General features: G+C 72.5%; 26 protein-coding genes. 11 read left to right on the forward strand and 15 right to left on the reverse strand.

The features are described from left to right. The 7 genes from ASG70_RS01665 to ASG70_RS01695 all read right to left on the reverse strand — a co-directional run bounded on the left by ASG70_RS01665 (position 1) and on the right by ASG70_RS01695 (position 4,564). Complete coding sequence (locus tag ASG70_RS01665) at positions 1-429, reverse strand: hypothetical protein (RefSeq protein ID WP_056882125.1); 429 nt, start codon at positions 427-429, stop codon at positions 1-3. 1 nt (position 430) lies between these two features. Further along, entirely contained in the window at positions 431-760 is a 330-nt protein-coding gene (locus tag ASG70_RS01670) for a PadR family transcriptional regulator (protein ID WP_235531296.1), read from the reverse strand. A 41-nt stretch (positions 761-801) separates the two neighbouring features. After that, complete coding sequence (locus tag ASG70_RS01675; protein WP_056882127.1) at positions 802-2,175, reverse strand: wax ester/triacylglycerol synthase family O-acyltransferase; 1,374 nt, start codon at positions 2,173-2,175, stop codon at positions 802-804. Positions 2,176-2,297: 122 nt separating this feature from the next. After that, complete coding sequence (locus tag ASG70_RS01680; protein ID WP_056882128.1) at positions 2,298-2,507, reverse strand: DUF6582 domain-containing protein; 210 nt, start codon at positions 2,505-2,507, stop codon at positions 2,298-2,300. Between the two features lie 92 nt (positions 2,508-2,599). Then, the gene (locus ASG70_RS01685; protein ID WP_056882129.1) at positions 2,600-2,827 is read right to left on the reverse strand and encodes a hypothetical protein; all 228 of its coding nucleotides are present in this window, start codon (positions 2,825-2,827) and stop codon (positions 2,600-2,602) included. 100 nt (positions 2,828-2,927) lie between these two features. Next, complete coding sequence (locus tag ASG70_RS01690; RefSeq protein ID WP_056882130.1) at positions 2,928-4,049, reverse strand: aminotransferase class V-fold PLP-dependent enzyme; 1,122 nt, start codon at positions 4,047-4,049, stop codon at positions 2,928-2,930. Between the two features lie 83 nt (positions 4,050-4,132). Further along, entirely contained in the window at positions 4,133-4,564 is a 432-nt protein-coding gene (locus ASG70_RS01695) for a DUF309 domain-containing protein (protein ID WP_056882131.1), read from the reverse strand. Positions 4,565-4,695: 131 nt separating this feature from the next. Here ASG70_RS01695 and ASG70_RS01700 point away from each other — a divergent pair, with 131 nt between their 5' ends. Further along, the gene (locus tag ASG70_RS01700) at positions 4,696-6,930 is read left to right on the forward strand and encodes an MMPL family transporter (RefSeq protein WP_056882132.1); all 2,235 of its coding nucleotides are present in this window, start codon (positions 4,696-4,698) and stop codon (positions 6,928-6,930) included. Between the two features lie 55 nt (positions 6,931-6,985). After that, complete coding sequence (locus tag ASG70_RS01705) at positions 6,986-8,356, forward strand: MFS transporter (protein WP_162253880.1); 1,371 nt, start codon at positions 6,986-6,988, stop codon at positions 8,354-8,356. Here ASG70_RS01705 and ASG70_RS01710 read toward each other — a convergent pair. Further along, positions 8,270-8,947: a hypothetical protein gene (locus ASG70_RS01710; protein ID WP_200949168.1), complete on the reverse strand. Its 678-nt coding sequence runs from the start codon at positions 8,945-8,947 to the stop codon at positions 8,270-8,272. The genes ASG70_RS01705 and ASG70_RS01710 overlap by 87 nt on opposite strands. A 150-nt stretch (positions 8,948-9,097) precedes the next feature. Here ASG70_RS01710 and ASG70_RS01715 point away from each other — a divergent pair, with 150 nt between their 5' ends. Continuing rightward, on the forward strand, positions 9,098-10,207 hold the full coding sequence (locus ASG70_RS01715) for a TIGR03118 family protein (RefSeq protein ID WP_056882134.1): 1,110 nt from the start codon (positions 9,098-9,100) through the stop codon (positions 10,205-10,207). Positions 10,208-10,272: 65 nt separating this feature from the next. Here the strand turns inward: ASG70_RS01715 and ASG70_RS01720 are convergent, their stop codons facing one another. The 5 genes from ASG70_RS01720 to menE form a co-directional block, all read right to left on the reverse strand. Then, the gene (locus tag ASG70_RS01720) at positions 10,273-10,740 is read right to left on the reverse strand and encodes a nuclear transport factor 2 family protein (RefSeq protein ID WP_056882135.1); all 468 of its coding nucleotides are present in this window, start codon (positions 10,738-10,740) and stop codon (positions 10,273-10,275) included. 16 nt (positions 10,741-10,756) lie between these two features. Continuing rightward, positions 10,757-11,383: a hypothetical protein gene (locus ASG70_RS01725; RefSeq protein WP_056882136.1), complete on the reverse strand. Its 627-nt coding sequence runs from the start codon at positions 11,381-11,383 to the stop codon at positions 10,757-10,759. A gap of 340 nt (positions 11,384-11,723) precedes the next feature. Continuing rightward, positions 11,724-12,599, reverse strand: coding sequence for a 1,4-dihydroxy-2-naphthoate polyprenyltransferase (locus tag ASG70_RS01730; RefSeq protein WP_056882137.1), 876 nt, complete (start codon positions 12,597-12,599; stop codon positions 11,724-11,726). A 97-nt stretch (positions 12,600-12,696) separates the two neighbouring features. Continuing rightward, a complete protein-coding gene (locus ASG70_RS01735) occupies positions 12,697-12,960 on the reverse strand; it encodes a PLD nuclease N-terminal domain-containing protein (protein WP_056882138.1) in 264 nt (87 codons plus the stop codon). 12 nt (positions 12,961-12,972) lie between these two features. Next, complete coding sequence (menE, locus tag ASG70_RS01740; protein WP_056882139.1) at positions 12,973-14,133, reverse strand: o-succinylbenzoate--CoA ligase; 1,161 nt, start codon at positions 14,131-14,133, stop codon at positions 12,973-12,975. Between the two features lie 110 nt (positions 14,134-14,243). On the opposite strand from menE, the gene ASG70_RS01745 reads away from it, so the two are divergent. Continuing rightward, entirely contained in the window at positions 14,244-14,696 is a 453-nt protein-coding gene (locus tag ASG70_RS01745) for a hemerythrin domain-containing protein (protein ID WP_056882140.1), read from the forward strand. Between the two features lie 42 nt (positions 14,697-14,738). Here the strand turns inward: ASG70_RS01745 and ASG70_RS01750 are convergent, their stop codons facing one another. Continuing rightward, complete coding sequence (locus tag ASG70_RS01750) at positions 14,739-15,686, reverse strand: 1,4-dihydroxy-2-naphthoyl-CoA synthase (protein WP_056882141.1); 948 nt, start codon at positions 15,684-15,686, stop codon at positions 14,739-14,741. After that, the gene (locus tag ASG70_RS01755) at positions 15,683-16,165 is read right to left on the reverse strand and encodes a glutathione peroxidase (protein WP_056882142.1); all 483 of its coding nucleotides are present in this window, start codon (positions 16,163-16,165) and stop codon (positions 15,683-15,685) included. The genes ASG70_RS01750 and ASG70_RS01755 overlap by 4 nt, the downstream gene beginning before the upstream one ends. Before the next feature lie 124 nt (positions 16,166-16,289). On the opposite strand from ASG70_RS01755, the gene ASG70_RS01760 reads away from it, so the two are divergent. From ASG70_RS01760 to ASG70_RS01790, 7 genes are all read left to right on the forward strand, one after another. Beyond that, positions 16,290-17,564 (forward strand): Nramp family divalent metal transporter, encoded by a 1,275-nt coding sequence (locus ASG70_RS01760; RefSeq protein ID WP_056882143.1) that lies wholly within the window; start codon positions 16,290-16,292, stop codon positions 17,562-17,564. A gap of 145 nt (positions 17,565-17,709) precedes the next feature. Continuing rightward, complete coding sequence (locus tag ASG70_RS01765; RefSeq protein ID WP_056882238.1) at positions 17,710-18,657, forward strand: o-succinylbenzoate synthase; 948 nt, start codon at positions 17,710-17,712, stop codon at positions 18,655-18,657. Further along, positions 18,654-19,877, forward strand: coding sequence for an acetyl-CoA carboxylase biotin carboxylase subunit family protein (locus tag ASG70_RS01770; RefSeq protein ID WP_056882144.1), 1,224 nt, complete (start codon positions 18,654-18,656; stop codon positions 19,875-19,877). The genes ASG70_RS01765 and ASG70_RS01770 overlap by 4 nt, the downstream gene beginning before the upstream one ends. Before the next feature lie 15 nt (positions 19,878-19,892). Continuing rightward, complete coding sequence (locus ASG70_RS01775) at positions 19,893-20,918, forward strand: hypothetical protein (protein WP_200949170.1); 1,026 nt, start codon at positions 19,893-19,895, stop codon at positions 20,916-20,918. Then, on the forward strand, positions 20,915-22,063 hold the full coding sequence (locus ASG70_RS01780; RefSeq protein WP_056882145.1) for an alpha/beta hydrolase-fold protein: 1,149 nt from the start codon (positions 20,915-20,917) through the stop codon (positions 22,061-22,063). The genes ASG70_RS01775 and ASG70_RS01780 overlap by 4 nt, the downstream gene beginning before the upstream one ends. Positions 22,064-22,106: 43 nt before the next feature. Then, positions 22,107-22,832 (forward strand): esterase family protein, encoded by a 726-nt coding sequence (locus tag ASG70_RS01785; protein WP_056882146.1) that lies wholly within the window; start codon positions 22,107-22,109, stop codon positions 22,830-22,832. Beyond that, positions 22,829-24,259, forward strand: coding sequence for a M20/M25/M40 family metallo-hydrolase (locus tag ASG70_RS01790; protein ID WP_082589954.1), 1,431 nt, complete (start codon positions 22,829-22,831; stop codon positions 24,257-24,259). Before ASG70_RS01785 ends, ASG70_RS01790 begins: the two co-directional genes overlap by 4 nt. The last annotated feature ends 113 nt before the right edge of the window (positions 24,260-24,372 follow it).

A 24,372-nucleotide genomic window follows, 5' to 3' on the forward strand; every position in this document is an offset into this window, starting at 1 on the left:
TCAGCCCATGCCACCGATGCTGATCCCGGCTCCGGACATGCCGGTCCGGCCGTCGCCGCGTTCCTTGTGGCAGTTGGCGCAGCGGACGAAGCGCTGGCCGTCCGGGGTGTGCGCCGACTCCCAGTCGTGGTGGAGGTTGGTGCGGCAGAGGAGAGGCTTTCGGGGAGTGGTCATGGCGACCTCCACGGGTGTCGGGCTCGGGTGTGACGACACCGCCCTGCGCAGTGCGAGAGAGCTGGCGAGGACGCCCGTGGCGAACTTCGCCTGGGCGCTCACGGTCAGCGGGTCGAGCTCGGCGAGGAGCTCTGCGCGGTAGCGGTCCCGTACCGGGCCGCGAGGAAGGGTGGACGTGGCGAGCCGCACGGCACGCCTGGCCCACGGGTGGCCGTGGCCGACCTGACCTGCCAGTGACGGCGGCAGGGTGCGCACGTCACGCCTCCCCGCTCGCGGGTAGCGGCACCGCGAAGGGGCGACGCGGCCGGTGTGCCCTGGCCAGTGCGGTCGGCGCCGACACGGCGCCCGACTCGGTGAGGCGGTAGTACCGGCGGGCGGGGCGACCTGCGGCCCGGGGGTCGATGTCCTCCCACCGCGACTCCAGCCAGCCGATGCCCTCGAGCCTGGCGAGGATCGGGTGGACGGTGCCGCTCGGGAGGCCGGCCTCCGCGCCGATGTCGCTGCCGTACCGCTCGCGCGTGGCCTCCCCGAGGAAGGCCTGCAGCACCAGCTGGGTCGGGATGGTCATGCGCGGTTGGCGGCCCACACGCGTAGTCTACCTAGGCCCTAGGTAGAGATCAATGAAGCTCAATGCCACTTGGCCAGACGGACCAGCGCCGCCGCTTCGTCCTCGAAGGCCGCCAGCAGGGCCTCCGGATCGTGCACCACCGCAGCGTCGGCCATGATGCCGACCTGGACGTTGCCGGCATACGTGAAGATGCAGGTCCCGAGGGTCTGGCGACCCGATCCCGGGACCCAGCCGAGCACCCCGGTCACCGGCACCCCTGCGAGCAGGCGTTGCGACGTGGGGCCGGCGACATTGGTCGTCACGCCGATCGCCTTGTTCGCGAAGAAGTCCACCAGGACTCGTTCCACGGCGGGAACCGTCCGCGCGATGACGCCCATGAGCGCGAAGGTCAGCGGCGCCTCGGGTGAGCGCTTGAGCCAGTCCATCCGGCGTTTGGTCTCGGCGAGCCGGGCCAGCAGCTGGGTGGTGCCGCTGGGATAGGTGAAGAACACCAGGGCGAAACGGTTTCCGAGCGTCGGCGGGAGCGGCCGGTCCAGCGGGCGGAGGTTGACAGGCACCATCGTCACGAGGTCGACCGGGCCCGCACCGTGCTCCTGCTGGTAGCGGCACAATGCCCCCGCCATCGCGCTCATCAGCACGTCGTTGAGCGTGCCCCCTTGGAGCTGCGCAACCTCCTTGAGCTCGTCCAGGGGCAGCGGGCCGGTCCACACCACCCGCTTGTACGTGGACGGGGCGCCATCCAGCACGCTCGGCGAGCTGTGCGTCGACAACAGCTGGGCCACGACCTCGGTCGTGCGGATCCCGCCTCGCAGGAGGGCTGCTCCTCCCGACGGGGTGCCCAACCTCATGAGCTGACCGAGGCCGTCACGGGCCAGGGCTGCCGATGCCCCGACGGGGCTGCGCCGGCCTCGCGCGGGTCCTTCGTCTGCCGCCCCCACGTCCGCTGCCCCCACGTCCTCGTCCCCGTCGGTCAGGGACAGGAGCACGCGAGCCAGCGAGATGCCGTCCGCCATCGCGTGGTGGACGCGGCTGAACACCACCGCGCCGTCCCCGTGACCGTCGATGAGCTGCACCTCCCACAGCGGATGGTGGGGGTCGATCGGCAGGTGGAGGTGCTCCTCCACGTGCGACTGCAGCGCGTGGTCGTCACCCGGTGCGGCGAGCGTCAGCCTCTTGACGTGGTGGTCGACATCGAACGTGGGGTCGTCCTCCCACTGCGGGAGGCCGAACCCCAGCGGGGCGGCGACAGGTCGCTGCCTGAACACGGGGTAGCAGTCCAGCACCCGGGTCCGGAGCAGGTGGACGACCTCGTCCCAGTCGGGCGCGGACGCCAGGAACATCAGCGTGACGATGACCATGCGGTTGCTGGGACGGTCCATGCTGAGCCAGATCGCGTCCACCGGCTCCGTCCGCCTGCGCGTGCTGCTGGCCATGCGGCTCCCAGATGTCGCTCCTGCCCGGTATCCGGTCCTCCCGGGTTCGGCACCTCAGGGTCGTCCGCCGGTCGGACCCCGGCCTAGGGGCGATGGTCCTCGTCGATGGTCCTCGTCGCTGATCAGTCGTCCTTCTTCAGGCTCGGGTACTTCTTCTCGACCGCTGCACGGACCTTCTTCTTCTCGGCCTCCGACCCGTGCTGGGCCACCCGGGCCAAGGCGTTGCGGGCGTGCTCGATGTCAGGGATCGGGTACTTCTCCTGGTCCGGCAGCGCGAACGAAGACTTCTTCAGCTTCTTGCGGTTCTCGCTGTCACTGAGGTCCTTCGACATGTCGGCCTCCTTCCTTGAGGGTCCGGCTCCTTGCTACCCGGACGGCGCCCCGCCCAACCCCGGCTCGCGGAGGCACTTCTCGCACTGGCCCCTCAGCGGACCCGTCGCACCACCACCGCCAGGGCCGTGGCCAGGGCGACGGTCCGGACCAGCCGCAGGGGGCTGAAGGGCGACAACCCCACGAACGCGGCGATGGACGTCCCGACGGCCTCGATCGGTCTGCTGCCGGAGGGGCCCTCCTCGATGTAGACCCCCGGCGACAGGTAGTGCCCGCCGCCCTTGGTCCCCTTGCCGCCCTTGCCCTTGCCCTTCTTGCCCATGGCCGACCTCCTGAGCCAAGGATGCCTCCGTGAGGTATGCCGCGGCCAGAGGTTCGCTGCTCGGCTCGGGTCCGTTGCAGTCGGCGGCCCTGTCCCTCGGTCAGCCGTCGAGCTGGGCCCGGAGCCGCTCGACGGTGCCGTCGACGTCGGTGAGCTTGTCGAGTCCGAACAGCCCGATCCTGAACGTGGAGAAGTCGTCCCGCTCGCCACACATCAGCGGCACACCGGCCGCCACCTGGAGGCCGCGCTTCTTGAACTTCGCGCCGCTGCGGACATCCGGGTCGTCGGTGAAGGACACCACCACGCTGGGGGCCGCGAAACCCTCGGCGGCGACCGAAGGAAAGCCGTGCTCTCCCAGCATCGCCCGCACCTGGGTGCCGAGCGAGACCTGGGCGTCGCGCAGTACGTCGAGGCCCAGCGAACGGGTCTCGAGCATGATGGCGGCATCGCGCGCAAGGGCGTCCGTGGGCATCGTCGCGTGGTACGGCGTGTGGCCCTCGGTGTAGGCCTCGGTGATCGTCAGCCACTTCTGCAGGTCGATCGCGAAGCTGGAGGAGGTGGTCGCCATGACCCGCTCCCGAGCGGTCTCGCCCAGCATCACGAACCCGGCGCACGGCGAGCCGCTCCACCCCTTCTGCGGGGCGCTCAGCAGCACGTCGACACCGAGCGCCTCCATGTCGACCCACATCGCCCCTGACGCGATGCAGTCGAGGACGAACAGCCCACCGACCGCGTGAGTCGCGTCGGCGACGGCGCGGACGTAGTCGTCGGGCAGCAGGATCCCGGCTGCCGTCTCGACGTGGGGGGCGAAGACGACCCCGGGGCGGTCTCGCTCGATCGCCTCGACGACCTCGGCGACGGGAGCCGGGGCCCATGCGGCCTGGGGCTGGTCGGAGGCCGGGCGCGCACGGCACACGGTCGTCCCGCTCGCCACCGAGCCGGCGTCGAGGATCTGCGACCAGCGGTAGGAGAACAGGCCGTTGCGCACGACGAGGCAGCGTTGGCCGGTCGCGAGCTGGCGCGCCACTGCCTCCATACCGAACGTGCCGCCGCCGGGCACGAGCGCGACCGTGTGGGCGCTGTAGGTCGTGCGCAGGACGTCGATGATGTCCTGCATGACGCCCACGAAGCGTTGGGACATGTGGTTGAGGGACCGGTCGGTGAAGACCACCGAGTACTCGAGCAGTCCATCAGGGTCGACGTCGTGGCGAGGAAGGTTCACCTCCGCAAGGTTGCCACAGCCGGGTATGGAGCGCTCGAGTCACGAGGTGCACCCTCAGGCACCGCGCACCTGACGGTGCACGGTCAGAAGCATCCCTCGTGTCTGCGTGCGCGCTCGGCGACGGAGCCGACGTCGAGACCGTAGGCATCGTGCCCGGTCGCAGCGAACGCCTCCAGCCTCTGGGCCGCCCGGTCGAACAACCGGTCCGCGCCCACCTGGTTGCCCCGCGCCGCGTGGGTGATGGCGACGCAGAGCTGCGCGAGCCCCTGCCACAGGTCGCGTTCAGTGTCGGGGCCGGCCTTCCACCGCGCCTCCAGCACCTCGTGGGCTGCGAACGGGCGCCCGGCCTCGACCAGCCCTCTCGCCACGGTCAGCGTCTCGGCCGGTGGCAGCGGGTCCTCTGGTACGGGCTCGACCCCTTCGGCTCCGTACGGCAAGGGGCGCCCGAGCGCGTCGCGGGGCCTCGCCTGGCGGGCCCTGCCCTGGGTGTCCCGGTCGCGGTCTCGTCCTGTCACGGGTCCAGCCTCGCAAGAAACGGCGGCTGGCGCTGCCGCCCTCCGCCGCCACCACGCGTCCCGCCGCGCGTCGGTGGTGTGCGCGACCCACTTCGGGGTAGAAGTACCTCGCCGAGGAAAGGGGCTGGTCGATGAGGTCGTGGCGCAGGTCCGAGGCCGGTTTCCTGGCGCGGGCGTACGCCTGGCTGGTGGTCACCTTCCGGTGGTTCGTCGTGCTGGGGTGGGCGGTGGGCGCGGTCGCGGCCGCCGTATGGCTCCCCGCCACGATCCCGAACGCCGACCTCGGCGGGTTCGCGCCGCCCAACAGCCGCGCGATCGCGACGGAGACCGCATCGGCCAAGGCCTTCGGGTTCCCGGTCCTGTCACGCACGCTCCTGGTGCAACGCGACCCTCATGGCCTCTCGGAGGCTGCCCAGCGACGGGTGGTGGAACGGGCCGTGGCGGTGACCAAGGGCGAGGAGCGCGACGTCGGCGACATCGCCGCCGTGATCCCGGTCGTCAACACGGTGGGTGTCTTCCCGTCGTCGTCCGAGGTGGGCACGACGGCGCTGAGCTTCGTGTTCACCAAGCCCCACACCACCTTCGGCGACGAGGTCGCCGCGGCGCAGCGGTTCGGGCGCGTGCACGTCAACCAGGCGGACGACCACCTCGTCGGGGTGACCGGGACGGTGCCGGCGCAGGTCGCTCAGTCCAAGATCCTCTACGGCCGGCTCCTGCTGCTCGAGTGCGCCACGCTCGCAGTCGTCATCGGCATCGTCGCCCTGAAGTTCCGGTCGCTCATCGCACCGTTCGTGGCCCTGCTGACCGCCGCGGTCTCCTACTTCCTGGCGGTCCGGGTGACCAACTACGTCGGCGGGTTCGTGCGCGGCGGGGTGCCTGACGAGCTCAAGCCGCTCGTGCTGGCACTGGTGCTCGGCATCGTCACGGACTACGCGATCTTCTTCCTCTCCAGCATGCGCACGGGGCTCGACGACGGGGCAGACCGGTTGACCGCCGCGAAGAACTCAGCCGCGCAGACGGGCCGGATCGTCCTCGTGGCCGGTCTCGCCGTGGCCGCGGGCAGCGCGGCGATGCTCGTCGCCCACTCCGGCTTCTTCCGTGCCTTCGGCCCGGTGCTGTCCCTGTCGGTGCTGGTGTCCGTGGTCGTCTCGGTGACGCTGCTGCCGGCCCTCCTGGCCATCTTCGGCCGCGCGCTGTTCTGGCCCTCACGACCGAGGAAGGCACGACGGATCAGCGTGGCCCGCGGGGCCGCCAGAGTCCTGACGGTCCGGGTGGTGGCGTTCGTCCTGGGGGCCACGTGCGTCGTCGGGCTGGCCGTGCTGGGTGCCGACGCGGGGCGGCTGCGGCTGGGGGTGTCGTTCGTGGCTGCCCTGCCATCCGACAACCCGGCCCACGAGGCCGCGACGGCGGCGGCCGCCGGCTTTGCCCCCGGCATCGTGGCCCCGACCGAGGTGCTGCTGCAGGGCCCAGCCGTCGGCAACGACCCGGTGAAGCTCACCCGGTTGGCGCGCGAGCTGCAGGGACAGCCCGGTGTGGCCGGTGTTGTGAGCCCGAGCGCGCTCCCCGACGAGGTGGTGCGCGGTGCGTTGGTGAGCCGTACGGGGGACGCCGCGCGCTTCCTCGTCATCCTGGACCACGACCCGCTGGGCCCCAGGGCGATCAGTGACCTGGAGCGCCTGTCGGCCACCATGCCGAGCCTGCTCCAGCGCGCGGGGCTGGGCGGTGCGCAGCACGGCGTGGCCGGCGACACCGCCGTCGCGGGCGAGCTCGTGGCAGCCACCAACGCCGACCTGCGCCGCATCGCGATCGCCGTCCTGGCGGTCAACCTGCTCCTGCTCATGGTCTTCCTGCGCGCCGTCGTCGCGCCCGTGCTGCTGCTCGGTTGCAGCCTGCTCGCCCTCGCCGCATCCCTGGGGTGCCTGACGCTGCTCTTCCAGGACCGGCTCGGCCACGAAGGGGTGGCCTTCTACGTGCCGTTCGCCGCCTCGGTGCTGCTCCTGTCCCTGGGCTCCGACTACAACATCTACGGGGTCGGTCACGTCTGGACCCGCGCCAGGCACACGACCCTGCGCAAGGCGATCGCCGAACGGGTGCCCGAGACATCAGGCGCCATCACGGCGGCCGGCATCACCCTGGCGGCCAGCTTCGGGATGCTCGCCCTGGTGCCGCTTCGCCAGTTCCGGGAGCTGGCGTTCGTCATGGCGCTGGGGGTGCTCATCGACGCGCTGGTCGTGCGTTCGGTCCTGGTGCCCGCCCTCCTCAGCGTCCTCGGTGGCCTCAGCGCCTGGCCACGGAGGCTGCGTGGCGCCGAGGGTGGTTCCGCGCCCGCCGGCGCGCCGTCAACGGCCACCGGCCCGGGGACCTGACGCGGGCACAGCGGTCGCGCCCGAGATGTCCGACGTCGTGGGTAGCGTCGTCGACATGGTTCGTCGTAGCCCTGGCTCCAGCGCCACGGTCGTCGTCCTGTGCCTGGTGCAGTTCGTCGACGTGCTGGGCGTCACCGCCGCCATCGTCGCGATCCCCTCGATGCTCGACGGAGTCGGCGCAGGGGACGCTGCGGCGGGGCCGATCGCCACGGCCTACGCGATGCTCTTCGGGGGCCTGCTCGTGGTCGGGGCGCGGCTCGGCCACCGGTACGGCCACGTCAGGATGCTGTTGGTCGGCCTGCTGGTCTTCGCCGTCGCGGGCGGTGTCGGCGCGCTGGCAGGGCACGCGTGGCAGCTCGTGCTCGCCCGCGCGGTCCAGGGAGCCGCGTCGGCCCTGACGGTGCCGGCAGCGCTGAGCCTGCTGCTGGCCGCCGCGACCGCCACTGGTCAGCGCGCCAGGGCGCTCGGTCTGTGGAGCGCAGCGGGAGCCGCGGCTGGGGCGAGCGGCCTGTTCGTGGGCGGCCTCCTGACCGAGCTCCTGGGCTGGCGCGCGATCTTCTGGGTCAACGTCCCGCTCGCCGTCGGGCTCGCAGGGGGAGTCCGGTACTGGGTGCGGGTGCCGCCCGCGCGGGACCGCGCCGCCTCCCTCGACGCGGTGGGCGCGCTGCTGCTCGTGACCTCCGTGATGGGCCTGGTGCTGGGGGCGGCGCTGGTGCAGGAGGACGGTTCGCGCGTCCCAGGCCTGCTGGTCGTGCTTGCCGGCGCGGCCCTCGGGGTGCTCCTGGCGGTGTGGCTGCGGCGTGCTCGGCGACCGCTGGTCTCGGTGTCGACGCTGCGCACCCCACAGCTCCTCGCCGGCACGCTGGGCTCGTTCGTCAACACGGCAGCCACCAGCTCGACGGCGGTCCTGCTCACCCTCCACCTTCAGCGCCGGCACGGGTTCAGCGCCTTCGGCGCCGGGCTGACGTTGCTGGCCCTCAGCCTCGCGGTGGTGGTCGGGTCCGCGGCGGCGGCCCGGCTGGCGCGGGCGCGAGGGCCCCGTCGGCCGGCTGTCGCCGGGCTGGACAGCATGGGCGTGGGCAATGTGGTCGTCTCCGGCACGATGGTCGCCGGCGGCGGGGCGGGCACCGGGTGGACCGTGGCCGGGACCGTCGTGGGCCTGGCGTTCCTCGGGGCAGGGCTCGGGGCGTCGTCGGTGGCGTTCAACGACATCGGCACCGACCTGCCCGAGCACGAGGTCGCCACGGCCACGGGAGTGCTCAACACGGGGGCGCAGCTCGGCACGGCCATCGGCGTCGCTGTCCTCCTGCTGGTCGCCTCACCGGGGACCTACGGCCCCCTACCGGCCGAGGCCGTCGCGATCCTCCTCGCCGCGCTCGTCACGCTGGCCGCCGCGCGCCTCGTCGCGCACCGTCGGTTCGCCTGACGTGGCGCGCGACTGCCGGTCGGCCAGCGCCAGCCCTGCATCCCACCCGGGTGCTCGACCCCCTCGAGGAGGCCGGATCGCGGTCACGTCATGGCTCGTGCGCGCCAGCACCCAGGCCACGGCCGAGTTGGAGTTCCACATCTCGCCCGTGCCCAGCTCGTCCCGTCCCCACGTCAGGACTGGGAGGTCGGGGAGCGTCCGGACCACCGCTGCGGCGCGGTGCAGGTCCTCCGTCAGCCGCACCGGGCTGTCCACCGCCGCCGCCACGTCCGGGAGGTGGCCTCCCGGCCAGCAGCGCATCTCGTAGCGGAAGGCGCGGAACCGGCCCAGCCACCTCGCCCCCACCGGCCCCTCGACGACGACACCGCGGTCGGGGTCGGTGACGTTCCACACCGGGCCCATCTCGACGGCGTAGGCGGTGCCGCGGAGGTGGACCATCAACCCGCAGTGGTACAGGTCGGACGGGAGCCGGCCCTCTCGCCGCGCGCTCCACCGCTCGTAGAGCCGGCCGTTCCAACGGACGAAGTGCCCGCCGGCGCCGAGGGGGAGCCAGAACAGGTCGACCGAGGCACCTCGGGTCCCACCACCCATACCGTCATCGTCGCCGTGGCCTCATGAGGGGGTCAGGGGCCAACGTCACCCGCCCGGGGCGGCGCTCTCTGAACTCTGCACGGCCGGCCCTCGTCTACCTCATGGCGCCGGTCCATCCCGGGCTGTCCGCCTCTGTCCAGGAGGTTGTCCATGACGCATCACATCCGTCGTCCCTCACCGCTGCTGGCGCTCGGCGCCGGCCTCGGCGCAGCCATCGGGCTGCTCGCCGTCAGCGCCCCAGCCGGCGCCTCCGCGCCCTCCGCCTACCACCAGGTCAACCTCGTCTCCGACGTGCCGGGGATGGCCAAGGTCACCGATCCGCACCTCGTGAACGCCTGGGGTGCTTCCTACCTCGGCACCAGCCCCCTGTGGGTCTCCGACAACGGCACCGGCGTGACCACGCTGTACTCCGGCGGGGTGGACGGCAGCGCCCAGACCACCGTGCCGCTCGTCGTCAGCATCCCGGGAGGCGCGCCCACGGGCCAGGTCTCGAACCCCACGACGTCCTTCGTGGTCCGTGACGCGGCCGGTCACGCCGCCCCCGCCCGGTTCCTCTTCGTCGGGGAGACCGGCCACCTCAGTGGCTGGAACCCGGCCGTCGCTGCCACCGGGGCATCGCCGTCGACCCACGCCGTCGACGCCGTCGTCACCCCCGGCGCGGTCGACAAGGGCCTGGCCATGGGGCAGACGCCCAGCGGCCCGAGGCTGTACGCCGCCAACTTCTCCGCCGGCGTCGTCGACGTCTACAACGGCGACTTCAAGCGGGTCGCCACCAAGGGCAGCTTCACCGACGCGCGGCTGCCGCACGGCTATGCGCCGTTCAACGTGATGGTGTCCGGCGACAGGGTGTACGTCGCGTTCGCCAAGCGGGACAGTGCCCATGTCGACGAGGTGGCCGGTGCAGGGCTGGGCCGGGTCGACGTGTTCACCCTTGGCGGCAAGCTCGTCCGGCGCGCCTCGGACCACACGGTGCTGAACGCGCCCTGGGGCCTGACCATCGCGCCGTCCGGCTTCGGCAGGTTCTCGGGTGACCTGCTGGTGGGCAACTTCGGCGACGGCCGGATCCACGCCTACGACCCGGGGACCCTCGACCTCGTCGGCACGCTCCGGGGTCCTGGTGGCAAGGCGGTCACCATCGACGGGCTGTGGGCGCTGCTGCCCGGCAACGGCACCGAGGGCTCGACCCACGACGTGCTGTTCACCGCAGGCCCGCAGGACGAGTCGCACGGCCTCCTCGGCCTGCTGCACGCGGGTTCCTGACCGGCACGCCCCGGCCACGGGTCCGTCGACACAGGGACGGGCCCGTGGCCCCCGTCCCTCCGTCATCACTCGAGGGGGATCTCGAAGTCTGCCGACCGCTCGAGCTCGGCGCGGGGGCCGAAGATGCGGCGAGCACCCGCGCTGATGGCCAGGTCGTTGATCGACGCCTCCCGCCGGCGCATGAGCCCGTTGTCGTCGAACTCCCACAGCTCGTTGCCGTAGCTGCGCCACCACTGCCCGGTGGTGTCGTGGCACTCGTACTGGAAGCGCACGGCGATGCGGTGCTCGGTGAAGCTCCACAGGCTCTTGCGCAGCGCGTAGTCGAGCTCCCGCTCCCACTTGGCCGTGAGGAACTCGACGATCTGCTCGCGCCCGCGCACGAAGGTGTCGCGGTTGCGCCAGACGGAGTCGGGCGTGTACGCGAGGCTCACCCGGTGCGGGTCACAGGTGTTCCAGGCGTCCTCCGCGGCCTGGACCTTCTGGCGGGCGCTGACCTCGTCGAACGGCGGGAACGGCGGACGAGCCTCGGTCATGCGGCGCAGCCGGCTCTCACCCGACGAGCCAGGCGATGAGACCGCCGATGAGCTCGACGACCCCGCCCGCCTCCGGGCCCAGGGCCAGGGTGGCTGCGAGGGACACCGCCTGCACCCAGAACTCGAAGTCCGGGTCGATGTCGCCTTCCGAGGATGCGCCGCCGCGGATGCGGTCGTACTCCGTACGGACGGTCTGCCGCTGGGTCCCGGCCTGCTGCTCGAGCTGGTAGGCGGCATCCACGGCAAGCGCGACGACGTCCCCCTGGCCGCGGTCGTCGACGAAGGCGCGGACCCGGCTGCGCTCGTCCGGGGTCAGCGACCTGGTGCGCGGGGCTCGCGGTCGGTCAGCGGCCTCGTCGGAGACCAGCGCCTCGTAGCGCTCGCGCAGCAGGTCCTCCCGGGCGCGGAAGATGTCGCCCAGGCGCGACCCCAACCCGCCGATCTCGCCGTACAGCTGGTCGAGCCGGTCGACGACGCCACCGAGCTGCTCGACCCGGCTGTCGTCTCTCGTGGCCGGGTCGGACGAAGCCGTCGCCTCCCGCGTCCAGGCGTCGTCGAGGACCACCAGCTCGGTGACCACGGCGACCGTGTGGCTCAGGTCCTGGTACTCGTCGAGCGGGAGCTCTGCGTGGTTTCCGGCCATGCCAGCACGGTAGGTCCGGGCTGTCGCCGAGTCATCGAGCGATCGACGTAACCCTGCCGACGTACGGGACCCACCCGACCCTGAGCGACCACACCTCCGCGAGGGACGAGACCGGTGCCCGGTTCCCCAGTCCATGTGCAGGTTGTCGCCAAGGGCACCAGGCCCGAGCGTGACGTGTCGCTGCAGTGAGGACGTCCCTCCTGCCGAACGCCCGAGGGAGGCCTGAGCCTGCGGATCTACGCCACGAGTACGGCGCCAGGCTTCGCGGTGACCGCCCCTCCCGTAACGACCGTCGTGCCGGTTCCCTGAGAGCTGGGCCGTGGTCGGCGGCCGGCGCGGGCTACTGGCTGAGCGCCATACCGACGGCGAAGAGTGCGGCGTAGGCGATCTCGAAGAGCCCGGTCGCGGCGAGCACCGGCACGAGGTCGCGTCCGGTGGCCCCGGCGCGCAGCGCCTGCAGCGGCTTCCAGAGCACGGCAAGCGCGAGGACGGCCAGCAGCACGAACGGCTGGCCGGTCGCGACCAGCACCACCATGAGCAGCGACACCGCCACGAGCGCGGCGTACAGCAGGCGGGTGCCGCGGTCGCCGAGCCGGACCGCGAGCGTGCGCTTGCCGCTGACCTCGTCGGTGGGGATGTCGCGCAGGTTGTTGGCGACGAGGATGGCCGAGGCGATGGCCCCGACACCCACGGCACCGGCGAGCCCGACCCAGGTCAGCTCCTTCGCCTGCGTGTAGAGCGTGCCGAGGGTCGCCATCAGCCCGAAGAACACGAAGACGTAGAGCTCACCGAGCCCGCGGTAGCCGTAGGGGTTGTTGCCGCCGGTGTAGCGCCAGGCAGCGAGGATGGCCAGGGCGCCGAGCGGGATCATGACCCACGCCTCGCTGATGGCCACGAGCGCCAGTCCGACCAGCGCGGCGGCGCCGAAGAACGCGAACGCCATGAGCTTTACGTTCTCCGGGGCCGCCTTGTGCTGGCCCACCAGGCGGATCGGACCCACGCGGTCGCTGTCGGTGCCCCGGATGCCGTCGGAGTAGTCGTTGGCGTAGTTGACGCCCACCTGCAGCCCCAGCGACACGAGCACGGCCAGGAGCGCGAGGCCGAGGTCGACCCGGTCGAGGGGGGCGGCCGCGGCGGTGCCGACGACGACGGGGGCGATGGCAGCGGGCAGGGTGCGTGGGCGCGCGCCGGCGATCCACTGGGACAGGGTGGCCATGGGGTGGTGGTCTCGCTTGCTCGGGGTTCGGGGCGGGGTACGGGCGGGTACGGGGCGTGCGGGTCGGCGCCGGTGCAGCAGCGCTGTGCGGGCCGGGTCAGAGCCTACGGAGGAAGTCCGGGTCGTCGTCGGGGCCACGCGGGCGCTGCGGCTGCTGGCGTGGACCGGCGCCGGGCCGGGGCTGCTCGGGGCGGCCGGCGACGAACCAGGCGATCGGCCCCATGAGCGGCAGGACGACGATGACCAGCGCCCACATCAGCTTGGGCACGCCGCGCACGGAACGCTCATCGCTCTGCAGGCAGTCCACCAGGGCGTAGATCGTCAGCGCGATCACCAGGAGCCACGGGACCAGGCGGATCATGCTCCCATCGTGTCATGGCCGGCTGGGGAACAGACCGGCGATCCCGGCGCGGTCCGGTTTGCCCGGTCCGCGCTGTGGCAGCTCGTCGACGACGACGAGCCGGCGGGGGAGCGCGTGGTCGGGGAGGCGTCCCCGCAGCGAGCTGCGGACCGCCTCCAGCGTCGGTGCAGGCGTCCCGGCCCGGGCGACGACGGCCGCAGCGACGACCTGCCCCCACTCCTCGTCCGGCACCCCCACCACGACGGCCTCGGCCACGCCCGACAGAGCGGTCAGCGCGTCCTCGACGAGCCGCGGCGCCACCTTGAGGCCGCCGGTGGTGATGACGTCGTCGAGCCGCCCGTCGACGTGCCAGCGCCCGGTCGTGGCGTCGAGGTGGCCGGCATCGTTGGTCGTGAACCAGCGCCCGCCCTCCTCGTCGGTGCCGAACGCCTCGGCCGTCAGGTCCGGTCGGCCGAGGTAGCCGGTGGCCAGGGTCGCGCCACCGAGCACGAGCCGTCCGAGGTCGTCGACCCGCACCCGGCTCACCGACAGCGGCACCCCGTCGTAGACGCAGCCGCCCGACGTCTCGCTCATGCCGTAGGTCGTGACGACGCGGACACCGAGGTCTGCCGCCCGGGCCAGCAGGCTCGGGGCGCTGGCCGCACCGCCGACGAGGACCGCGTCGAAGGACGCGAGCGCCGCCGTCGCCTCGGCGTCGTCCAGGAGCCGGACCAGCTGAGTGGGCACCAGCGCGGTGTAGCGCCGTTCCCCGACCAGGGCCTCGGACGCCCGGACGAACGCCCGGCCGGTGAAGCCGCCGTCGAGCTCGACGAACCCCGGCGTCGTGCCGGCCACGACCGAGCGCACCAGCACCTGGACCCCTGCGATGTGGTGCGGCGGCATCGACAGCAGCCACGTCCCGGGGCCACCGAGCCGCTCGTGGGTGGCGGTGGCGCTGGCGACCAGCGAGCTGCCGGGGAGCATGGCCAGCTTGGGCGTGCCCGTCGAGCCGGAGGTGCCGACCACGAGCGCGGTGCCGGTATCGGGCGTCGCGCCCTCGGGGACCGCCGTGGGGACGCCGCCCACGCCGTACGGGATCACGGCGCGTCCGCCGTCGAGGGCCTGGCGGAGGGCGGGCAACGCCTCCCGGGCCGCGTCCCCGGAGCCGATGGCGAGGGGGCGCAGCGAGGTCACCGGCTCAGGCTAGCCGCCCGTTGCCGGCACCAAGGACGCCCGGTGGAGACCCGGTGGGCGCCCGGTGGACGCCCGCCCCGGGCGGCGGGACCATGGGTGCGGGAGGCCCCATGGACGCCGACTTCGCGGCATACCTCGACCGGGTGCGGACCCACCGCGCCGAGCTGCGTGACTCCGTCGCGGCCGTCGACGAGGCGCTCGCCTCGCCGCTGGCCCGGGGCGGGTCCTGGCGGGAACGGGTGCGTGCGGCGCTCGCCGAGCTGGCGCACGACTTCCGCGACCACGTCGAGCTCACCGAGGCGCCCGGTGGCCTCTACGACTCGTTGGGGCGCGACAGCCCTCGTCTCGGCGGGCAGGTCAAGCGGCTGCGCCGTGAGCACGAACGCTTCCGCGAGGACATCGACGCCTACCTCGCGGTGCTGGAGCACGGCGGCACCATGGCCGACCTGCCGGTCTTCCGCGAGGAGGTCACGACCCTCCTGGGCCAGCTGGGACGGCACCGGCAGAAGGGCGCCGACCTGGTCTACGAGGCGTACGACGTCGACCTCGGCGGCTCCGGCTAGAGGTGGACCCGGCCAGGTCGGACGACCTGGCCGGGTCCATCTCTAGAAGTACCAGGGGAAGGGCGACCAGTCGGGGTCGCGCTTCTCGAGGAACTGGTCGCGACCCTCCACGGCCTCGTCGGTCATGTAGGCGAGCCGCGTCGCCTCGCCGGCGAAGACCTGCTGGCCCATGAGCCCGTCGTCGAGCAGGTTGAACGCGAACTTCAGCATGCGCTGCGCCTGCGGGCTCTTGCCCATGATCTCGCGGGCCACGTCGAGGGCGTCGGACTCGAGCGTCGCGTGGTCGCTGACGAGGTTGACCGCGCCCATGCGGTGCATGTCCTCGGCCGTGTAGGTGCGACCGAGGAAGAAGATCTCGCGGGCGAACTTCTGCCCGACCATCTTGGCGAGGTAGGCCGAGCCGTAGCCGCCGTCGAAGGAGCCCACGTCGGCGTCGGTCTGCTTGAACCGGGCGTGCTCGCGGCTGGCCATGGTGAGGTCGCAGACCACGTGCAGGGAGTGGCCGCCGCCGGCCGCCCACCCGTTGACCAGTGCGATGACGACCTTCGGCATGGTGCGGATGAGGCGCTGCACCTCGAGGATGTGCAGCCGGCCGCCCTCGGCCTTGACCCGGCGGTGGTCGACGCCGGCGGCGGTGTCGTCACCGTCGTCAGCGGCGTACTGGTAGCCGGAGCGGCCGCGGATGCGTTGGTCGCCGCCGGAGCAGAATGCCCACTTGCCCTCGCTGCCGGAGCCGTCGGGGCCCGGGCCGTTGCCGGTGAGGAGGACGACGCCGACGTCGGAGGTCCGTCGGGCGTGGTCGAGCGCGCGGTACAGCTCGTCCACGGTGTGCGGACGGAACGCGTTGAGCACCTCGGGCCGGTCGAACGCGATGCGGACGGCGCCGACACCCTTGGCCCGGTGGTAGGTGATGTCGGTGAAGTCGAAGCCCTCGACGACGTCCCACGCCGAGGGGTCGAACGTCTCGCTGACGGTCGGCTGCGCGGTCACGCCGCGAGCGCCTTCTCGATGTCGTCGGTGAGGCCGCCCGGGTCGGTCGTCGGCGCGAACCGCTTGAGCACCTCGCCGTCGCGGCCGACCAGGAACTTGGCGAAGTTCCACTTGATGGCGCTGCCGAGCAGGCCGCCCTTCTCCGACTTCAGCCACTGGAACAGCGGGTGGGCCCCGTCGCCGTTGACCTCGACCTTGGCGAACATCGGGAAGCTCACGCCGTAGTTGCGCTGGCAGAACGCGCCGATCTCCTCGGCGTCACCGGGCTCCTGGCCGCCGAACTGGTTGCAGGGGAACCCGAGGACGACCAGCCCCTGCTCACCGTAGGTGCGCTGCAGCTCCTCGAGCCCGGCGAGCTGCGGCGTGAGCCCGCACTGGCTGGCGGTGTTGACGACGAGGACGACCTTGCCCGCGTAGGCGGACAGGTCCTGCTCGGCGCCCTCGAGGGTGGTGGCGGAGAAGTCGGACAACGTGGGCATGCAGACAGGGTACGGGCGCTGCTACAGGCACGTGACCGGCCCCGTGCGCCGGTCGTCATGGACCGATTTGTCCGTTTCTGGGTAGCGTGGGCACTCCTGTCAACGCCGACATCGGAGCCCCCTCATGGCCAGCGCCACCGACACGACCACCACCACGACCGTCGACGGACGCAGACCGGGGTGGTCGCTCATCGGGCCGGGGCTGGTGGTGGCGGCCACCGGCGTCGGGGCCGCCGACCTCGTCGCCACCCTCATCGCGGGGAGCAAGTACGGCTACGCCCTGCTCTGGACCGTCGTCGTCGGCTGCGTCATGAAGATCGTCCTGGTGGAGGGTGCCGGTCGATACTCCCTCGCCACCGGCCGCACGATCTACCAGGGGTGGTCGAGCCTGGGCCGCTGGACGCACTGGTACTTCGGGCCGTACATCGTCGTCTGGGGCTTCGTCTACGGCGCCGCCGCGATGGCCGGCACCGGGCTGCCGCTGCACTCCCTGATGCCGTTCATGTCCGTGCCGGCGTGGGGCATCCTCTCCGGCCTCATCGGGCTGGTGCTCGTCTGGTGGGGCCACTACGCGCTCTTCGAGAAGGTCTGCGCCGCACTCGTCGGAACCATGTTCGTGACCATGGTCGGTGCCGCGGTCCTGACCGTGCCCAACCTGCCCGAGCTGGCCAAGGGCCTCGTGCCGCTCATCCCCGACGGTGCCCTGGTCAACGTGCTGTCGGTCGCGGGCGGTGTCGGTGGCACGATCACGCTGGCGGCCTACGGCTACTGGCTGCGTGAGAAGGGCTGGACCACGCCCGGCCACATGCGGGTCATGCGCCTCGACAACGGGGTCGCCTACCTCGTCACAGGCATCTTCGTCGTCTCGACCCTCATCGTCGGCGCCGAGCTGCTCTACTCCGCCAAGATCGCGATCAAGACCGGCGACGAGGGCCTGCTCAACCTCTCCGACGTCCTCGCGAGCCGGTACGGCGCGTGGGCCGGGAGCGTGTTCCTCGTCGGCTTCTGGGCCGCGGCGATGTCCTCGCTGGTCGGCGTGTGGAACGGCGTCTCGATGATGTTCGCCGACTTCGTGGGCCACGTCCGCGGCCACGGCCAGGACCACCCCGACAGCCGGCTGGGCGGCAAGTGGTACCGCGCCTACATCCTCTGGCTGACGTTCCCGCCGATGGTGATGATGTTCCTCGGCAAGCCGGTCTACCTGATCCTGGCGTACGGCGTGCTCGGGGCGTTCTTCATGCCGTTCCTGTCGGTGACCCTGCTGTGGATCCTCAACACCGACCGGGTGCCGCGCGAGTGGCGCAACAAGCTGCCCTCCAACATCGCGATGGTCCTGTGCGCGGCGGCCTTCATCGCGCTCGCGGCCAACGAGCTGCGCAAGGCGGTCGGCGGCGCCTGACGCACGGGTGGCAGGCGGGCCCTCGGTGCCTGACGCGGCAGCGCCCGGGTCGGCACGGTTGGATGGGCGGGTGAGCGACCACCCCAGCCACGAGGTGCCCGAGCTCGACGACCTGCTCGCGGGCCTGCGGGTCGTGGCCATCCCCATGCGGGTCCGCTTCCGGGGCGTCGAGGTCCGTGAGGCGGCGCTGCTGCGCGGACCGTCGGGCTGGGGCGAGTTCTCGCCGTTCCTGGAGTACGAACCCGCCGAGGCCTCGCGCTGGCTCGGTGCGGCCGTCGAGGCGGCGTACGGCGCGTGGCCGGCCCCGCGCCGTACCACCGTCCCCGTCAACGCCACCGTCCCCGCGGTCGGGCCGGAGCGGGTGCCGGAGGTGCTCGCCCGGTTCGACGGGGCGACGACGGCCAAGGTCAAGGTCGCCGAGCGCGGGCAGTCGGTGCAGGACGACGTCGACCGGGTCGCTGCCGTGCGCGACGCGATGGGGCCCGAGGGCAGGATCCGCGTCGACGCCAACGGCGGGTGGACGGTGGACGAGGCGGTCGCGGCGTTGCGGCGCCTCTCCCGCTACGGGCTCGAGTACGCCGAGCAGCCCTGTGCGAGCGTCGAGGAGCTCGCCGAGCTGCGGCGGGCCCTCGCCCGCGCCGGGGTCGACGTGCTCGTCGCCGCCGACGAGTCGATCCGCAAGGCCGAGGACCCGCTGCGCGTGGCGCGCGAGGAGGCCGCCGACCTCGTGGTGGTCAAGGTGGCACCCCTCGGCGGGGTGCGGCGCGCGCTCGAGGTGGTGCAGGCCTGTGGCCTCCGCGCCGTGGTCAGCTCGGCGCTCGACACCTCCGTCGGCATGGCCGCCGGCGTCGCGCTGGCAGCCGCCCTGCCCGACCTCGACCACGCCTGCGGGCTCGGCACCGTCGCCCTGCTCGCCGGCGACGTCACGGACCCCTCGCTCGTGCCCTCCGCCGGTCACCTGCCCGTCGGGCGCGCGGACGCCCGGGAGGCGCTGCTCGACCGCTGGGCCGCCCCGCCGGAGCGCGAGCTCTGGTGGCGGGAGCGCGTCACGGCATGCCACCCCCACCTGCGCGGCGCTACGGTCGACCCGTGAACGTCATCTTCGTGGAGCCCGGGTTCCCCGCCAACCAGCGCAGGTTCGCCCTGGCGCTCGCCTCGGTGGGGGCGAACGTGATCGGCGTCGGCGAGTCCGACGAGTGGGCCCTGGACGACGAGCTGCGCGGCGCCATGGCCGGCTACTACAAGGTCGGCTCGGTCACCAGCCTGCACGACATGACCGAGGCCGTGCGCTACATCCAGTCCAAGGTCTGGGTCGACCGGCTGGAGGCGACCGTCGAGGCCCACACGATGACCGCAGCCCACGTCCGCGAGGCCACCGGCATCCCCGGCACGTCGGTGCGCACCACGTGGCTCTGCCGGGACAAGCCGTCGATGAAGCAGGCGTTGCGCGAGGCGGGGGTGCCCACCGCGGCCTCCCGTGCCGTCGACCACGCCCACGAGGTGTGGGCCTTCGCCGAGGAGCACGGCTACCCGCTGATCCTCAAGCCCCGCGACGGCGCCGGCGCCAAGGACACCGTGCGCGTCGACGACGACGAGCAGCTGGGCCGGGCGCTGGTCGACTTCGGCAGCCACGGCGCGGCCTCGATCGCGGTGGAGGAGTTCGTCGAGGGCCACGAGGGCTTCTACGACACCATCACCCACGACGGGCACGTCGTGCACGACTGGACCACGCACTACTACCCCAACGTCCTGGAGGCGATGCGCACCCGCTGGATCTCGCCCCAGTTCATCACCACCAACCGCATCGCCGACTCCGACTTCTACCGCGAGGTCGCCGAGATGGGACAGCGCGTCATCACCGCCCTCGGCATCGAGACGTCGGCGACGCACATGGAGTGGTTCCACGGGCCGAAGGGGCTGCGCTTCTCCGAGATCGGCTGCCGCCCACCGGGAGTCGGCTGCTGGGACCTCTACTCCGCGAGCAACGACGTCGACGTCTACCGCGAGTGGGCGCACGTCATCGTCCACGGCGTCCCCGAGCGGCAGATGCTCCGCCCCTACTCGGCCGGCATCGTCGCCCTGCGCCCCGAGGCGGACGGCCAGATCACCGGCTACAGCGGCATCGACGAGATGCAGTCGCGGCACGGGCAGTGGGTCATCGACGCGCACTTCCCCCATGTCGGCCACCACACCCAGCCGGTCGAGGCGGGCTACATGGCCAACGCCTACGTGCGGATGCGCCACCCCGACTACGACACCCTGCGCAGCATGCTCGACGACGTCGGCGCCACCATCCACGTCCACGCCGGGTAGGCGCGAAACCACTCCATGCGCACCATCCTCCTGGGGCCTCAGCGCTTCATGACCACCGCCGGCACCGCCCTGCGCTCGCTCGGCGTCGACGGCCCCGTCGCCACGATCAACGCCGGCTGGGAGGAGCGCGAGGACGTCGTCGACGAGCTCGACACCGTGCTCGAGGGTCGGGCCAACCACCTGCGGCTCTACCACCGCACGTTCGACGTCCTCGCGAAGGACGACGTCTTCGCCGCCGCGGCGCTCGCGTTCCGCGACCGCCACGACGCGCTCCTGTCGCTCTATCGGCTGCGACTGAACCACTCCATGGAGGGCGTGTACGACGTGGTGCGCCGCACCCGGGACAGCTCGGGGGAGGGGCGGGTGCGGGGCGAGGGCGCCGGCTCCGGTGAGGGGTCCGCCTTCGGCGCCGTCGACGACGCCGTCGAGGGGGTGCGGCACGTCGACGCCTGGTATGCGGCGCAGCTCAAGAGCCTCTATGCCGAGCTCGACGCTGCGGCACCGCTGGACTCCAGCGGTGTCATCGCCTGGCACCGTGGCGAGATCAGCGCGGCGCTTGCCGACTGCGCCGCCCTGGTGCTCACCGGCGGGCACGTCGGCACGCTGCTGCGGGCGTTGCGGCTGTTCGCGATCCGCATCCCTGACGAGCTGCCCGTGATCGCCTGGTCGGCCGGCGCGATGGCCCTGACCGAGCGCGTCGTGCTGTTCCACGACTTCGGTCCCGAAGGTGCCGCCGAGGCGGAGGTCTACGACAGGGGCCTCGGCCGGGTGAGGGGCGTCGTGGCGCTGCCGCACGCCCGGCGCCGGCTGCGCCTCGACGACCGCGACCGGTGCGCGGTGATGGCGCGCCGGTTCACCGACCAGCACTGTGTGCTCCTCGACGACGGCACCGCGCTCGAACTCACCCCCGAGGGCGGGCTGCCCAGGGGCGCCCGCATCCTCGGCATCGACGGAGCCATCCACGAGCTGGGCGGCGGTTCGCCCGGCGCACCGTCGGCCTCGTCGGCGTCCACGCCCACCGGGCAGGGGGCCACGGCGTGAACGAGCGCAGGCTGGCCGTCAACCGGCTGCGGGAGCGTCTGCCCGTCGACGGGGCCGCGATCGACCGTTTCCTGGCCCGCCACCCGTCACCCGTGGTCGAGGGGGAGCGGGCGACCTTCCTGTTCCGGGGCGACGCCGACGAGGTCCGCGTCCGCCACCGGGTCGTGGGCCTGGCCGACCCGCTGCCGATGAAGCGACTGCCCGACACCGACCTCTGGGCCGTGACGACGACGCTGCCCAGCGGCTCGCGGGTGGAGTACCAGCTCGAGACCCGGCGCGGCGAGCACTACGAGACGTTCAACGACCCGCTCAACCCCAAGGTGGCGCACTCGCCGATGGGGTCGAGCTCGGTCTGCGCCGCCACCGGGTATGAGGTGCCCGACTGGGTGCACCACGACCCCGAGGCGCGGCAGGGTGAGATGGTCGAGGACGTGCTGCGCTCCAAAGCACTTCGTCGCGAGCAACCCGTCAGGCTCTACCTGCCGGCGCGCTACACCGCCGCCCAGCGCTACCCGCTGCTCGTCGTGCACGACGGCACGGACTACCTCGACTACGCGGCGATGAAGACGGTTCTGGACAACCTGATCCACCGCCTCGACGTCGCACCGGTCGTCGTGGCGTTCGTGCCGCCGCGAGACCGGCTCAAGGAGTACCCCAACCACGCGCCGCATGCCCGCTTCATCGCCCGCGAGCTCGTGCCCAGGCTCGCCGAGCGCTTCTCCCTGGTCGACGACCCGCAGGGCCGCTGCCTCATGGGCTCGAGCTTCGGCGGGATCGCATCCCTGTCGACGGCGGTCCGCTACCCGGGCGAGTTCGGCTCGCTGCTGCTTCAGTCCGCGTCGATGGTCTTCACCGACATCGGCAGCGACCACGGCGGCGGCCCCTACTTCGACCCGGTGGTGAAGTTCGTCAACCGCTACCGCGCCAGGCCCAGCCGCCCGGTCGACCGGATCTTCATGTCCTGCGGGACCTACGAGCCGCTCATCACGCCCAACCGCTCGATGGTGCCGGTGTTCCGTCAGGCCGGGATGACGGTGCGCTACGTCGAGGCCCGCGACGGGCACAACTGGGAGGACTGGCGCGACCGGCTGCGCGACGGCCTGTCCTGGATCTTCCCCGGCCCGCAGAAGTTCGTGTACGAGTGAGACCCGTTGCGCGGCATACCCGCCCGACCTGGAGGAGGCGCACGTGAAGGTCAGCGAGCACTGGTGGTCCGACCGCATGGAGCAGGAGCTGTCCCTGGTGCGGTGGGGGCACTACGGCGTGCCCGTCCTGCTCTTCCCCACGGCGGGCGGCGACGCCGAGGAGGTCGAGCGCAACCAGCTGGTCGCCCGGCTCGGCCCGCTCCTGGAGGCCGGGCGCATCAAGGTCTACTCGTGCGACAGCGCCGCGGGCCGGGCGATGGCCACCCGGGTCGGCTCGACCGAGTACCGGATGTGGCTCTTCAACGCCTACCACCAGGCCGTCGCGCACGAGGTCGTCCCGGCGATCCACGCCGACAGCAACGGGCCACAGCCGATCGTCACGGCCGGTGCGTCGATCGGGGCGTTCAACGCGGTCTCGATGCTGTGCCGCTACCCGCACCTGTTCAGCGCCGCCATAGGCATGAGCGGCACCTACGCCATCGAGCAGTTCATCGGCGGCCCGCACACCGACGACCTCTACTTCTCCTCGCCCCTGCAGTTCGTGGCCGGTCTCGAGGGCGAGGCGCTGGAGACGCTGCGCCACCGGTTCGTGCTGCTGGCCTCGGGCAGCGGTGACTACGAGGACGTCGGTGAGTCCTGGACCGTGGCCAAGGTGCTGGGCGACAAGGGGATCCCCAACCGCGTCGACGACTGGGGCCCCGGCTACATGCACGACTGGCCGACCTGGTGGGAGATGCTCCCGCTCTACCTCGACGACCTCGTCCCATGACCCGGGTGCCCGACCCGCGCGACGCGCCCGGGTCCGTCGCCGGCCGCCTGGCTGCCGCGGTCGATGCTGGTATGGCGCGCGGCCGCGACGACCTCGCACGCCTGGTGGCGTTCCGCTCGGTCGCCAACCCGGTCATCGAGCCGGCGTCGGAGTGCGCCGCGTCGGCGGCGCTGGTGGCCGAGCTGTTCGCCGAGGCCGGGGTCGACGGGGTCGAGCAGGTGGAGGCGCCCGACGGGTCGATCGCCGTCGTCGGTCGCTCGGCGGGACCGGCTGGTGCGCCGGCGGCCCTGCTCTACTCCCACCACGACGTCGTGCCTGCCGGCGACCTCGCCGCCTGGTCCGTCCCTCCGTGGGAGCTGACCGAACGCGACGGCCGTTGGTACGCCAGGGGTTCCGCGGACTGCAAGGGCAACCTCGTCGCCACCCTGCTCGCCCTGCGGGCGGTCCGTCAGGTGCTCGGGTCGTGGCCGGTCGAGGTCGCCGTCGTCTGCGAGGGGTCGGAGGAGCAGTCGAGCGGGGGCATGGAGGCGCTGGCGCGCGCCCGCCCGGAGCTGGTGCGGTGCGACGCCTTCGTCCTCGCCGACACGGGCAACGTCGCGCTCGGCGCGCCGACGCTGACGACCTCGCTGCGCGGCACCGGCAGCGTGCTCATGACGGTGCGGACGATGGCGCACCCCGCCCACTCGGGCATGTACGGCGGCGCGGCTCCCGACGCGTTGCAGGCCCTCCTGACGGCGCTGGCCTCGCTCCGGGACGCCGAGGGGGAGACGACCATCGATGGGCTCGAGCGCGAGGGCACCTGGGAGGGCGCCGGTTTCGACGAGCAGCGCTTCGCCGACGACACGGCGGTCGTGCCCGGGGTCGCACCGCTCAGTGGCGGCAGGGGCGCCGCCGGCATCGCCGACCGCCTGTGGGCACGGCCCGCAGCGACGGTCCTCGCCGTCGACTGCCCGCCCGTCTCCCAGGTGACCGCCGCCGTGCAGGGCGAGGCCCGCGCCGTCGTCAACCTGCGGGTCCCGGCCGCCACCGACCCCCGCGCCGCCCAGGACCTGCTCATGGCCCACCTGCGCAGGCACACGCCGTACGGCGTGGTGGAGGTGCGCCCGGTGTCGCTCGGCCACGGTTTCCGCGCGCGCACCGACGGCCCCGCGTACGCCGCCATGACGCGGTCGATGGAGCGGGCGTTCGGCCACGAGGTGGCGACGGCTGGCCAGGGCGGCTCGATCCCGCTGGCGACGACGCTGGCGGAGGTCGTGCCCGAGGCCGAGGTGCTGCTGCTCGGCGTGGAGGAGCCGGCGTCGCGCATCCACGGTCCCGACGAGTCGGTCCACCCTGACGAGCTGCGGCGCACGGCGGTGGCTCTTGCCTTGTTCCTCGTCGAGCTCGCCGGCCTCGACCCGGACGCACGTGCGCCGGCTGGGGCGTGATGACGGGATCCACTGGGCCGCAGCGCTACTTCCTCATCGAGCGGTCATCGGGCCCCACCTGACCCCCTGGCCTGTTCGTGCACAGGTGGCGTCCTGCGCGACTGACGTCCACA

This window comes from Phycicoccus sp. Soil748 (assembly GCF_001428025.1).
Taxonomy (GTDB): Bacteria; Actinomycetota; Actinomycetes; order Actinomycetales; family Dermatophilaceae; genus Pedococcus.